Source organism: Liberiplasma polymorphum (assembly GCF_043951795.1).
Lineage (GTDB): Bacteria > Bacillota_I > Bacilli_A > Izemoplasmatales > Izemoplasmataceae > Liberiplasma > Liberiplasma polymorphum.
In genome coordinates this window covers 25,894-39,384 of record NZ_JBIOAG010000018.1, presented here as the reverse complement: position 1 = coordinate 39,384, position 13,491 = coordinate 25,894, and the positions used below count along the sequence as shown (strand labels likewise).

10 protein-coding genes are annotated in these 13,491 nt (G+C 33.0%); 1 reads left to right on the top strand and 9 read right to left on the bottom strand.

Annotated features, from left to right (window positions below):
- The first annotated feature begins 124 nt into the window (after positions 1-124).
- Positions 125-1,096, top strand: coding sequence for a LacI family DNA-binding transcriptional regulator (locus ACHAJD_RS05660; protein ID WP_435584898.1), 972 nt, complete (start codon positions 125-127; stop codon positions 1,094-1,096).
- A gap of 36 nt (positions 1,097-1,132) precedes the next feature.
- Here ACHAJD_RS05660 and ACHAJD_RS05655 read toward each other — a convergent pair whose 3' ends face one another.
- The 9 genes from ACHAJD_RS05655 to ACHAJD_RS05615 all read right to left on the bottom strand — a co-directional run bounded on the left by ACHAJD_RS05655 (position 1,133) and on the right by ACHAJD_RS05615 (position 13,431).
- Entirely contained in the window at positions 1,133-2,533 is a 1,401-nt protein-coding gene (locus ACHAJD_RS05655) for a TrkH family potassium uptake protein (protein WP_435584897.1), read from the bottom strand.
- A 96-nt stretch (positions 2,534-2,629) separates the two neighbouring features.
- Positions 2,630-4,018: a TrkH family potassium uptake protein gene (locus ACHAJD_RS05650; protein WP_435584896.1), complete on the bottom strand. Its 1,389-nt coding sequence runs from the start codon at positions 4,016-4,018 to the stop codon at positions 2,630-2,632.
- Positions 4,019-4,072: 54 nt separating this feature from the next.
- Positions 4,073-4,594, bottom strand: a complete 522-nt coding sequence (locus ACHAJD_RS05645) for a chromate transporter (RefSeq protein ID WP_435584899.1) — start codon at positions 4,592-4,594, stop codon at positions 4,073-4,075.
- Positions 4,578-5,132 carry a chromate transporter gene (locus ACHAJD_RS05640; protein ID WP_435584895.1) on the bottom strand — a complete coding sequence of 185 codons (555 nt, stop codon included), beginning with the start codon at positions 5,130-5,132 and terminating at the stop codon, positions 4,578-4,580. Before ACHAJD_RS05640 ends, ACHAJD_RS05645 begins: the two co-directional genes overlap by 17 nt.
- 64 nt (positions 5,133-5,196) lie before the next feature.
- Positions 5,197-7,767, bottom strand: a complete 2,571-nt coding sequence (gene clpB / locus ACHAJD_RS05635; RefSeq protein ID WP_435584894.1) for an ATP-dependent chaperone ClpB — start codon at positions 7,765-7,767, stop codon at positions 5,197-5,199.
- Between the two features lie 45 nt (positions 7,768-7,812).
- The gene (locus tag ACHAJD_RS05630; protein ID WP_435584893.1) at positions 7,813-8,250 is read right to left on the bottom strand and encodes an Hsp20/alpha crystallin family protein; all 438 of its coding nucleotides are present in this window, start codon (positions 8,248-8,250) and stop codon (positions 7,813-7,815) included.
- A gap of 143 nt (positions 8,251-8,393) precedes the next feature.
- Entirely contained in the window at positions 8,394-9,818 is a 1,425-nt protein-coding gene (locus ACHAJD_RS05625; protein ID WP_435584892.1) for a sodium/glutamate symporter, read from the bottom strand.
- 81 nt (positions 9,819-9,899) lie between these two features.
- The gene (locus tag ACHAJD_RS05620; protein WP_435584891.1) at positions 9,900-11,780 is read right to left on the bottom strand and encodes a S41 family peptidase; all 1,881 of its coding nucleotides are present in this window, start codon (positions 11,778-11,780) and stop codon (positions 9,900-9,902) included.
- 10 nt (positions 11,781-11,790) lie between these two features.
- On the bottom strand, positions 11,791-13,431 hold the full coding sequence (locus ACHAJD_RS05615; RefSeq protein WP_435584890.1) for an EAL domain-containing protein: 1,641 nt from the start codon (positions 13,429-13,431) through the stop codon (positions 11,791-11,793).
- Positions 13,432-13,491: the final 60 nt, after the last annotated feature.

Sequence of the window (13,491 nt, the reverse complement as noted above, 5' to 3'; positions counted from 1 at the left end):
ACTTGCATTATAACCTTAAATCGAAAATCTTGAGACCAAATTACTAGTAAACCGTTTACATATTAAGGGCTTATTCAGTTTACAAACCTTATAAATTAGCATATAATAAACTAAGGATGTGATAATGATGCCGACTATTAAAGATGTAGCGAAAAAAGCAAATGTTAGTGTCGCAACCGTATCTAGAGTTATTAATAATACTGGGTATGTGAACCAAGAAACAAGAAAACTTGTTTTACAAGCTATTAAAGAACTTGAATACATTCCTAACGAACTTGCGCGTTCTTTATTTAAAAAACAATCGAAAATTGTGGGTTTAATTGTTCCGCATTTATCGACTTATTTTTTTGCGGAACTAGTAGAAGCTTTAGAAGATACTTTAGCTGAAAAAGGCTTTAAATTAATGATTTTTAATGCTAAAGATGATACCGATAGAGAAAAACGTTATATGCAAGTTTTTAACCAATATAATATCGATGGTATTATAATTGTCGCACACTCGACTCAATATAAAGATTATCAAGATTTAAATATCCCAATGATTACTATTGATCATAAGATTGACGACTCTATCCCATCAATTACTTCTGATAACGAACTTGGAGCACGTCTTGCTGCGCAAAAATTTATTGATACTGGATGTAAAAAAGTCATTCATTTACAAGGACCTAGTTTCTTGCTTACTGTACAAAAACGAAACAAGGGTTTTAAAGACTTAATCAAAAGCGCGGGCATCGAAATGCATACGATTGATTTAGCATTTGTACGACCTGATTTTAATGTCATAGAAAACTTTATCAAACATTATGAAGATGTTGATGGCATCTTTTGTAGTAGTGATGTATTAGCTCTTCACGCATTAAGAGCACTACATAAAATGAAACGTCGTGTCCCAGAAGATGTTCAAGTCATTGGATTTGATAACATCGAACTATGCGAACTTGTTTCCCCAAACTTAAGCACAATTGATCAATCTATTGAAACATTAGCTAAAGAAGCTACGAATTCTTTATTAGATCTTGTAAATAAGAAAAAGCCAGAACCTTTTCACCGAGTTATTCCAGTTAGACTCATAGAACGCGAATCAACTAAATAAAAAATCCTCACTTTTTTAAAAAGTGAGGATTTTTTTTTAACCTAATATCATATCAATTTCAGGATAATTTGTTTTTGGTGCATTGGTTGTTTCAAGTACTTCTTCTTTTTCTTGAAACTTAAATAGAAGCGGTAAAATCCCAATACGCCCAATTACCATAACTGCGATTAAAACAAATTTACTTTTTGAGCCAATAACCATTGCGGTTTCAAACGTTAATCCCGTTGTTCCAAAAGCACTAACTAATTCAAACGCAATTCGTGTAATTGGAATACCAGATTCAAAATAGGCAATAACAACAAATCCACTACCAATTACCATAATGGCTACAAATATTACGACAAACGCGTAAAATATATTGTCATAACGGACAGATCTTTCTCTTATCACAACATCATCTTTATTAGTTAATACAGCTTTTAAGCCTAAAAGTATAAGCAGAAAGGTGGTTAACCTAATTCCACCACCGACACTATTTGGGCTTGCACCAACAAACATTAACCCCATAAACAACATCTGTGTCATAGTTGATAATTCACCCATGCTTACAGTTGAAAATCCTGCGCTTCTTGTAGATAAACTCATAAATAGTGCGTAATAAACACTTTCTAAAAAGCCTTTATCTGCTAAAAATCTAGCGTTTTCAATCCCAAAGAATAATATCGCACTCACTAACCATATCCCTAAATGCATAACAAGAACAATTTTACTTAATAAACTGAACTTAAATGGCACTTTTTCCTTAATAGAAACAAGCCATTCTTTAACTTCATATAATGGATAAACACCAATCCCACCAATAAAGATGAGTATCATCGCAATACTTTGAACAAAATAATTGTTTTGATAAACTGAATAACTTATACCGCTTGGAGCAATCGAAAACCCAGAATTCGTAAACAGCGATATACTCATAAATAAAGCTTGAAATAAGGATTGTTTTAAAGTAAATGTTGAGGTGATTAAAAAATAACTACTAAGTAAGATAAAACCAATAAGTTCAATCACCAAAACCATGATAATGACACCTTTAATAAAACTTACCATAGAATCTTTGTTATATGGGGTTTCATTAATCATCGTTTTATGGGTATTAAAATTGATCTTTTTTCTTAATTTTAACCAAAAATACGCAATCATCATGACTAAAGTAATGCCGCCAAACTGAATGAGTAATAAAATAATAAAATGTCCAAACATATTAAATGTTGATAAAATACCCACTGAAGATAATCCTGTTAAGGTAATAGCACTTGTAGAAACAAATAAAGCATCAACCATTGATAAACTTTCTCCAGGTCTTAAACTAAAGGGTTGTCTTAATAACAACGCTCCTATAAATAAAAATAGAAAATAGGCAACAAAAAACTTTATTGCAAAATGATTCATAAATGAATCTGCTATTTTTTTTATGCGTACTGTGTTTTCGTTTTCCACTGGCATCACATCCTTACTAATTATTATACTTGAAAACCAAAATAAGTAAATAATATCAATGAAAACGCACCCATATTATTAAATGGGTGCGTAATTTTAGCCAACAATCATATCCATTTCAGGATAATGAATAATATTTACTACTTTTCCTGCAGACGGTTTAAACATTAACACTAATGCTAATATACCAATACGACCAATAAACATTGTTACAATTAATACAACTTTTCCTATCCAAGTTAAGTTTTGAGTAATCCCCATACTTAAACCTGTAGTACCAAATGCACTAGCAACCTCAAAGGCTAAATGCGTTGTTGAATATGGTTCAAAAATCGTTAATAAAATTAGATTGAATGCTATTAGTGACCCCGCAACGAAAATAACGATGAATGATTTAAACACAGTATCATGTTTGATGCTTCTTTGTTTAATAACAACTTGATCTCTTCCTATGGCAAAGGCTCTTATGCCTAAAATAACTAAAAGTAGTGTCGTAGTTCTAATACCACCACCTGCGCTATTTGGACTACTTCCTATAAACATAAGAATAACAAAAAACACTTGAGTTGCTGAAGTTAAATCATTTACATTCATTGTAGAGAATCCAGCATTTCTTGTCGTTAATGTCATAAAAAGCGTATAATATAATCCTTCAAAAAACGCTTTATCCGATAAGAAGTGCGTAAACTCTAATCCCATAAACAATACTGCACTAATAATCCAAATTAGTAAATGCATTCCAACAAGCACTTTTGCAAATAAACTAAACTCGAATTTTTCTCTCTTTCTTTTTGCAATGATAAACTCTCTTAGCTCATATAGTGGCCAAAAACCCATAGCCCCCATAAACATTAAACTCATACCAAGCGTTTGCATAAAATAGTCATTTTTAAACATTGCAAAACTATCTCCAGTTGGTGCAATATCAAACCCAGCATTAGTGAACAAAGAGATTGTAGTAAAGAAAGCTTGAAATGCTGCTTCTTTAAATGGGAAGTACCCCGCAAAGAACAAATACGTGGTCATTAAAATAAAACCTACTAACTCAATCGTAAAAATCATTATCAATACATTTCTAACAAATTTAACTACACCTTGTCTGCTTAATTGATTTTGGTCTGTCATAATCATGGTTCGTTCTTTAAAATTAATTTTTTTTCTAACAATTAACCAGAACAAGGACACCATCATAATTAAACCAATCCCACCAAATTGAATGATAAAGATTAATACCGTTTGACCAAATATTGTAAAAGTATCTTTAACGACTATCGTTGAAAGCCCTGTAGTACTTAAAGCACTAGCGGACGTAAACAATGCATCAAGCCAGCTTAATGACTGTCCACTTTGTAAACTAATCGGTAAACGCAACATACTTGCTCCAATAAACATAAAAAATAAGTATGTTGAAACAAATCCTCTTGCTGAGGTTCCAAAAAAGAACTTTCTTAGTATTACTATAAATTTAAATCTAGAAATAAGCATATCTTCACCTCGATAAAATCACTTAAATAATACTATACCATAACTCATTAAAAACTAATATACTATAATGCCCAAAATACCTGAGATAAAAATTACTAATATTGGATGAAGTTTAAGTTTTGTTAGTAAAAATAATATAATCACAACAAGTATAACGCCTTGCCAATCTGTCATTGAGTTATACGCAACACTATAAACACTTGCAGCAATCAATCCAACAAGGGCTGGTCTTAATCCTTTAAATATTGCTTTAACTACTTTTGAGCGTTTAAACTTCTCATAGTATTTTGAAACCATTAAAACTAAAGCAACTGGAATGAACACAACCCCAACTGTACTTGCAACAGCCCCAACAATACCACCGACTTGATACCCAATAAAGGTTGCACTATTAATCGCAATAGGTCCAGGAGTCATTTGACTAATCGCAATCATATCAACAAAACGGTCCATATCAATCCAAGCATTCTCCACAACAATTAAACGTTCAAATAGTGGTAACATCGCGTATCCACCGCCAAAAGATACCATACCAATTGTTAAAAAAGCGATAAATAAATTAATGATAATCATGATCAACCACCGCCTTTAACTGTGTCACTAAATAACCGATGAATCCAGCTAAAAAGACAATGATAAATGGATGGGTATTAAACCCTATAACAAGCGCAAAAGTAAAAACAATCATAAATATGCCAAACCAATTACGGTTCATTTTAAATAACTTATACCCAGCCAAAAACATCAAAGCCACTACACTTAATCGAACCCCTTTAAAAAATGCAGCTACAATCGGGTTATCTACAAACTGGAAGAAAAATATAGAAATCACCAAAATAAACACAAAGGACGGAATAACAACACCCATCAATCCCGCAATTGCCCCTTTACTTCCCTTTAATTTTAACCCAAGAAAGACCGCAAAGTTAATTGCGATTGCACCTGGTAATGATTGAACAACGACTAAAGAGTCATAAAAATCTTCCGGTGTAAGCAATTTATACCGATAGACCAATTCTTTTTCAATAATTGGAATCATCGCATAACCGCCACCAAAAGTTAATGCACCAATGCGTAAAAATATAAGAAATAATTTAAATACGGAAATGTCCATTTTGATGACGCCTCCTAACATAAATATCATATCATAAAAAAAGTGTTTCAAACGAAACACTTTCTTACTTTACAACAAGACGTTCATCTACTACATCAATAGTTACACAGTCCCCTTGGTGAATATCTCCTTTTATCAATAAACGTCCTAGTTCAGTTTCTACATGTTTTTCCATATAACGTTTCACTGGACGGGCACCGTACTGTGGACTATACGCTTGGTCTAAAATCATGTTTTTAGCATTGTCTGTAAAACTTACCCTTATACGTTCCTGTTTTAACTTGCTATTTAATTTTTCAATTTGTAAGTCAATTATCTTAAGCAACTCAGGTTTTTGTAATGGTTTAAATAATATAATATCATCAATTCGGTTTAAAAACTCAGGTTTAAAGTGTCTACGTAAACGACCAAACACTTCTTCTTCAATACTTTTTTTGATATTCCCAGATTCATCTAAACCTTCAAGTAATAATTCACTTCCCATATTAGAAGTCATTATTACAACGGTATTTTTAAAATTAACCGTTCTACCTTTGCTATCAGTTAAACGTCCATCGTCTAGAAGCTGTAAGAGCACATTAAATACTTCAGGGTGTGCTTTCTCAATTTCATCAAATAAAATGACACTATATGGTTTTCTCCTTACTGCCTCAGTTAACTGCCCACCTTCTTCATAACCAATATAACCTGGTGGAGCACCGATTAATCTTGCGACTGTATGGCGTTCTTGATATTCACTCATATCAATACGTATAATTTGATCTTCACTATCAAATAATGCTAATGCTAGTGTTTTAGCTAACTCGGTTTTCCCTACACCTGTTGGCCCTAAGAAAATAAATGAGCCAATGGGTTTAGAAGGGTCTTTAAGCCCAGCACGCGCACGTAAAACAGCGTCTGAGACGCTTCTTACTGCGGCGGTTTGTCCAATGACACGAAGATGCAACTCATCTGCTAATTTTAAAAGTTTTTCGCGTTCACTCTCTACTAACTTTTGCACTGGGATTCCTGTCCATTTAGAAACAATTGCTGCAATTTCATCTTCTGTAACTTCTTCTTTGATTAAAGATGTATTCTTTTCTTTACTCTTAGCAAGTTCTAACTGTTTTTCAGCCTCAGGTAAGTCACCATATTTTAATTTAGCTAGCTTTTCTAAATCATATTTTCTACTTGCTTCATCAATTTCTCTATTAATGCTTTCTATTTTTTGTTTAAGCGTTTTTACATCTGATAATCCTGATTTTTCTTTTTCCCAAACAAGTTTAAGTTTGTCGTGTTTAGTTTTTAATGTTTCAATTTCACTTAGTAATGATTCTAAACGTTTTTTACTGCTTTCATCTTTTTCTTTAGATAAACTTGTTTTCTCGATTTCTAGTTGTAATAGTTTACGACTTAACTGATCTAGTTCGGTAGGCATAGAATCGATCTCGGTACGAATCATAGCTGCTGCCTCATCCATTAAATCTATCGCTTTATCTGGTAAAAATCGATCGCTTATATACTTATGCGATAACTCAGCACATGCAACCAACGCTTGATCACTAATACGTACCCCATGATGGATTTCAAACTTTTCTTTAATGCCTCTTAAAATAGAAACAGTATCTTCTACGTTTGGTTGATCAACTAATACTTGTTGGAATCTACGTTCTAAAGCAGCATCTTTTTCAATGTACTTACGATATTCATCAAGTGTTGTTGCCCCTATACAATGAAGTTCTCCGCGTGCTAACATCGGTTTTAAGATATTGCCTGCATCCATTGCCCCTTCAGTTTTACCTGCACCAACAATTAGATGGAGTTCATCAATAAACAATATTATACGCCCATTTGAAGCACTAATTTCACCGAGTACTGCTTTTAAACGTTCTTCAAACTCCCCGCGATATTTAGCCCCAGCTACTAATGCCCCCATATCTAAAGCAAAGATTGTTTTTTCTTTTAAACCCTCAGGGACATCCCCATTTAAAATACGCATTGCTAATCCTTCTGCAATGGCTGTTTTACCAACACCTGGTTCACCAATTAAAACAGGATTATTTTTAGTACGCCTTGATAAAATTCTTATCACTCTACGAATTTCTTCATCACGACCTATAACTGGATCTAGTTTACCGCTTTTTGCTAGATCAACCAAATCACGTCCATATTTATTTAACACATCATAAGACGCTTCAGGTTGATCTGAATTGATGACTTTATCCTTTTTCACAAGCGTTAAGGCTTCCATAAACTTATCTTTATTAATATGGTATTTATCAAATAGTTTGGCACTGTCAATGTTTTTAGTTTCTAATAAAGCGATATATATATGTTCAACACTTAAATAGGTGTCTTTTGAACGTTTCATAACGTCACTAGCTTTTAACATGATGGCATTTGCTTGTCTTGATAAATACAGTTCACTTGATGCCTCTATTTTAGGGTAAGTTTCTAGTATGTTTAGTAGTGCTTGTTTAATTTCTTTCACAGGGACATTCATTTTTTCAAGAAGTGAAACGATTAAGGAATCTTGAATGAGTAAAAGCCCCATATGAAGATGCTCTGGGGATATTGCTTGATGATGATATCTCGTAGCTAAATCTTGTGCTTCCTTAAACGTCTCTTTAACTTTTTGTGTCATGTTTTCGTGCATTATTATTCCTCCTTAGAAAAATATCGGGGAAATCCCCGATACTTTTTACTCAACTTCAATTACATAACTTTGATCTTTGATTTCTTGTTTATCTGCTACCACTTTTAATACACCATCTTCTAAACGCGCTTTCATTTTAGCTGGGTCAATACCAGGTAAGTTTAGTGCACGTTTCATTGAACACATGTGTCGTTCACGATGGATATAATTTTCTTTTTTATCCTCTTTTTCTTCATTGTGTTCAATACTAATGGTTAAAATATTTTCGTCGTATGATAGTTTAATGTCTTCTTTTTTAACACCAGGTAATTCCGCTTCGATTAAGTACTTGTTATCTTCTTCTTTAACATCTAAACGGAAATTTGTCTGTCTCATACTACGAAGTGGTGAAGTACTAAAGAAATCGTCAATCAAGTTATAGAAGTTCACAAATTCATCATCACGCTTACGTAATGAATTTTCAAATGGTGTAAGTTTGAACATCGACAATCCCTCCTTTTTATTTTTTTTGTTAGCACTCTATCATAACGAGTGCTAATGCAATTATATTTTATAATGACTTTTTAAATTTGTCAACCGGAATAACATAAAAAAAATACGATTGTTTTAAAATCGTATTTTTATGACTAATTAATTTCACTGGCGTCTTTTCTGCCGAAATATAGAAGGCCTAATAGAATCCATCCTATCATGACAATCGTTACAAAAATTAGGATTGGTACGAGTCCAAAGTTATAAATGAGCGGTACACTAACTGCGGTCATAATTCCACCACCAACAAACGGTTCAAATAAGAGTTGTTTATATCCAAATGCTTCTAATGCTTTTGTGTCCCCTTTACTATCAACGATTCGAATAAGCATTAACCCTGCGGCGGTCATTCCCATTGATTGACCAAAATCTCCAATCCCGCGTTCAAACCAGTTCTTCGGTATCATTTTACGCGCTAAATAAAGAAACGCGAATATATTCCATGAAATACCAGCTAAAGCTAAAATTAAGAAAATCCAAATGTTTTGACCAATTACTTGTAAGGAAAGTGTCGCAACGGCACTTACAATTAAAAAGTCTAGTGCGAGTCCTTGTAGTCTAATAATCATTTCACGTTCAACTAAATGAAAACGATCAAACTTCATTAATATAAGTTGTAAAATAACGCCGCCAATCATAGCTAAAGGAAATAGCGGTACATATGCCATAATAATCACATTTCCGTTTGCGCCCCACGTTGCATTTTCAAGTAAAATTAGTAGTTCTAACAATCCTTTACCAATTAAGATGGCTATCCCTATCATCCCTAAATGTAGGGCAAGTGGTTCAATCGATTCTGGTGAGACAGAAAGTTTAGCGCTTGATTCTCTTGATTCTTTATCTATAACACCGCGTAAATCTGATTCGTTTAATTCACTAGGATCTTTTAAATAATTTGTTTTATTAGTTCTAACACCCCAGTTAATTAAAAAGACCCCAAATATTACCCCACTGACAACGCCGACCGTTGCAAGACCTAGTGCTAAATCGGTTCCATCACTAAAGCCCAAATCATCAAAAGTAGAGCCAAGTCCAGCTGCGGTCCCATGACCACCTTCAAAGGCTATCTCAATTAAAGCCCCAACCATAGGATCGGCCCCTAAAAGTGGCACAAGAATAAATAAAGCTAATAGTATCCCAATAACATATTGCCCCCAGGCTACTGTTTGTCCATAGGAAACTTGCGGACCAGCGGTCATCCAAATTTCTTTTAAGTTTGGAATCTTTTTTCCAATAAATAATGAGGCAAAAATAACACTAATCAATAATCCAGGTAAACTAGAAAATACTTCAATAATGTTTTCTGTGAATATACCAAATTCAAGATGTTCAAATCGTTCAAATCTTAAGAATAATTTTCCCAATACCTCTTTACCTAGTAGTAAAAATAAAAACCCTGCAATTACTGAACTTGGTAAAAAATACTTAGAAAAAATATTGAACCTAATACGGATGAGTTTAGCAATAACTAATCCTACACTTATGAGTAAAATACTAAAACCTATTACATTTGCATTCATGAAATCACGCTCCTTCATTACTATTGTACTAAAAAAATCCGGTTTTACAAAAAAACACCCTACTTTCGCAGGGTGCTTAGATTATCCTTGGTTTTGAACGATTCTATTTACAACAGTTAAATGATTATTAATATCTGCGTTATCCATCTGAATATCAACAGGTACTCCAAACTCAATACTTTCATAACTTTGATTAGCAAGCACTAACGGACTACTCATAATAATGATGGCCCCACTTGGTAAAATATTAGTGGTAATCGAACTTGCACCACCAGAAGGTTGATTTCCTATGACTGTTGCAATACCCATATCTTTAACAATTGATGTCATCAAGTTCCCTGCACTATAAGTTACCGGACTTACTAATACATACCATTCAAAATCGAATGCTTCATTTTCAGTTCCAATATAAGTTGAGCTAGATGATGCATCACCAGCATTTAAAGAGTGATAAGCAATCGGTTCATCTGTCATAAAACCAATGGTTTGTAACATGGTTCCGATGATCCCACCAGTGTTACATGACAAATCAATAACAACTGTATCAATAGTACCTTTTTCTTCAATGGCAATTAAAGCATTTTTAAATGCATCCGGTGTAGCGGTAGTAAAGCCAGATACAGTTACTACTGCAATACCTTGATCTTCAAAATAACGTACACGTCCAGTTTGGAATGAACAGTTACCGCTGCCTAAGAGGGTATACGCGTTATAAAAGTCTCTTGTTCTTGGTCCCATCGTCGCAAATGATAATGATGGTACAATAACACCGCTTAAATTATAGTATCCGCTCATTATATGTGATGTATGCAAATCATCAAGACGGTTTGTAAAGCGTCCAATTTGCTCGTAATGTTGTTTATTTGTCCCTAAATAATCATCTCTATTAGGCTCTAATACATCATAATAACTTTCAATATCAGTTGCGATTTTAATGCCGAAGAAATGATCGAAAGTAAAGGCTAAATAATTATAAGTTAACTCTTTTAGTTCCATTGGAATATCTTCGGTATTTAAAGCGCTGTTTTGTAATTTATTAACGACTGATGTGTTATTACTAGAATAAATCTGATAAGTATCAATACCATAAATCTTATCATGGTTATAATAAACATCAAACATACTACCAGTAAAGAATAAATTAGCTAAGTGGAATGGCATTAAATAATCATCATATTCTCTAACTAACTCCATCCCATAATTTGATAATTCAAAAACTACTGGGTCTGTAGCGTTATAAATATAATCAATTGTATATAAATTCATTCCAAAATCGGTTTGGGTTGATTCACTAATTGCTGAGAAAAATCCAAAACGGTTAACCGTAACTGTATTATGATTAAAATCAGCAGTTAAGATATAATAGTAGTCCTCATTGTTTTCAGGGTCATCTTCATCTTCATAAGTGCCTTCATAAACAATTGTGACAACATTATCTTCAACTAATATATCTAACTCATCAACAACAATCGCACCTGCTAACAATTGAATAAACGACTCTATATTTACATAAGGAATTGCTTCATTATTTAAATAAAAGATCTCTAGTTCTCCCGCTTCAACAATATATTCATTTGCCAAATTTTCAAATGGAATCTCTCTTATGTTTGTCACTAACGGTTTAACCTCTACTGTAACGGTAAAATCTTTAGTTAATACATGTTCGTTATAAGTAAACGTCGCTGTTAAATTAACATCGACTGACCCTTCATACGTTCTCGGATAATTAATCACACCAGTATTTTCAATTACACTTTCTTCACTACTTACCCAAGTAATACTTGCTTCCTCATAGTTACTTGGAAGTGTTTCTAAGTCACTAATTTGCGTAGGTAATGTAAATCCTGCAACCCAGTTTTCTAACGTTTCTAAACTTCTGTCTTCTGGTTCTACATCACGATTACACGCAATAAGCGTAAAAACCAACGTTAAAGATACTACTAACAATAATATTTTTTTCATAATTTCTCTCCTATCTATTTAAGTTATACGTTTTTATCCATTCAATGATTTCTAGTTTCGGTAATGCTTTTGTAAAATAATATCCTTGGAACCCATCACATTTATATGTTTTCAACAATTCATAAACTTCAATCGTTTCAACACCTTCTGCAATAACTTTAAGATTTAAATCATGCGCATAAGCAATAATCATTTTTACAAGCTTTTGAGTATGCACAGTTTTCTCTATACCTGTTATAACTTCACGATCTAATTTAATATGATCAATAGGTAGTTCATTGAGTGCAAACAACGTTGAATAGCCTGTGCCAAAATCGTCGATTGAAATTGGAATATTATTTTCTTTAATGGTTTGTAATAATGCTTTAGTTAGTTGGATATTTAACATTAAAGTACTCTCAGTCATTTCAATCCCAATGGCTTTGTGTGTTTTATTATACACTTTAATTGTTTCAATAATACGCTCGATTAAACGCGGATTATATAAATTTCTTTGAGAAATATTGATGTATATTGTCATAGCTGAACCCTGTGCGATTTCTTCATAATCTGATGATACCTTATTCACAATCCATTCAGTAATTAAATCAATTAACTTCGTTTCCTCAGCTACCGGTATAAAATCAAGTGGTGGAACAATCTCACCTTTATAACGCCAACGAACTAATGCTTCAAGTCCGTTAACTTTGCCGGTTATATTATCTATAATAGGATGGTATTCCATAAATAACTCATCCCTTAAAACTGCGTTGGGTAATGCACCTAAGCGTTCTAAATTAAGACTCTCATGAGAAAACTCTTCTTGATAGACCACGTATCGTAATTGCTTATTTTTAGCATACATCGCTGCAATCTCACTTGCTCTAAAAGCTTCTATAATCGTGTATGAGCAAATACTATCACATATACAAACACCTAGTGAAACATCTACAAACATAGTTACTGATTGATGGTAATGGACATCTGTTTCAAAATATTTAAGTAATGGTTTAAAGTTTTCTTTATACATATCTTGATGCATAATTATCCAAAGCTTTCGGTAATCAATTTGGATAATTTCTATATTTGGACAAATACTCTTTATATGAGCATATATGTCTTTTACAACTTCTATATAGATTTCTCTACCAAGTAACGCGACAATATCTTCATAATTATTAATATTCATTGTAATTGCAACATCACTTTCAGAGCGCTTATGTTCATCATAACGTTCGGTGTATGATTTATAGTTAGGTAAATTCGTTTCTGGAAATAAATTACTTAATTGATGTGCTATTTTGATTTGATTTCTTAAATAGCCACTCACATAGCCAACAAATGAACCTACAATTGAAAATGCAAATAATCGGTATAACCAGTTAGCCAGAGGCTGGATCTCGCCACTTGTCACTTCAATAGGCATAAAAGGCCCTAATAAAATGCCACCAACAATAGCAACAATTAAGCCACCTTTTAAACCAAAAACGACGGCTGCAACTATAATTGGAAGATACATTGTATGGCTGTATACATACTTAATTCCGCCTGTGGTATAAACTAATAAATAAGTCAATGGAAGGCTTATAATAATAAATACTAAGGTAGAAAGATGAAACTTTGGTCGATCACTAAGTAATCTCCCAATCCAACTAGTATGTTTGGGTTTCATAGTGTATCTCCTTTTTTATCATAGGATAATTATAACATGATATTTAATTACTATTTAAGA

Excerpts from the sequence above, each read along its gene's own strand:
- ACHAJD_RS05630 (WP_435584893.1), bottom strand. The coding sequence starts at position 8,250 with ATGTTCAAACTTACACCATTTGAAAATTCATTACGTAAGCGTGATGAT.
- clpB (WP_435584894.1), bottom strand. The coding sequence starts at position 7,767 with ATGCACGAAAACATGACACAAAAAGTTAAAGAGACGTTTAAGGAAGCA.
- ACHAJD_RS05615 (WP_435584890.1), bottom strand. The coding sequence starts at position 13,431 with ATGAAACCCAAACATACTAGTTGGATTGGGAGATTACTTAGTGATCGA.
- ACHAJD_RS05660 (WP_435584898.1), top strand. The coding sequence starts at position 125 with ATGATGCCGACTATTAAAGATGTAGCGAAAAAAGCAAATGTTAGTGTC.
- ACHAJD_RS05625 (WP_435584892.1), bottom strand. The coding sequence starts at position 9,818 with ATGAATGCAAATGTAATAGGTTTTAGTATTTTACTCATAAGTGTAGGA.
- ACHAJD_RS05650 (WP_435584896.1), bottom strand. The coding sequence starts at position 4,018 with ATGCTTATTTCTAGATTTAAATTTATAGTAATACTAAGAAAGTTCTTT.
- ACHAJD_RS05640 (WP_435584895.1), bottom strand. The coding sequence starts at position 5,132 with ATGGACATTTCCGTATTTAAATTATTTCTTATATTTTTACGCATTGGT.
- ACHAJD_RS05620 (WP_435584891.1), bottom strand. The coding sequence starts at position 11,780 with ATGAAAAAAATATTATTGTTAGTAGTATCTTTAACGTTGGTTTTTACG.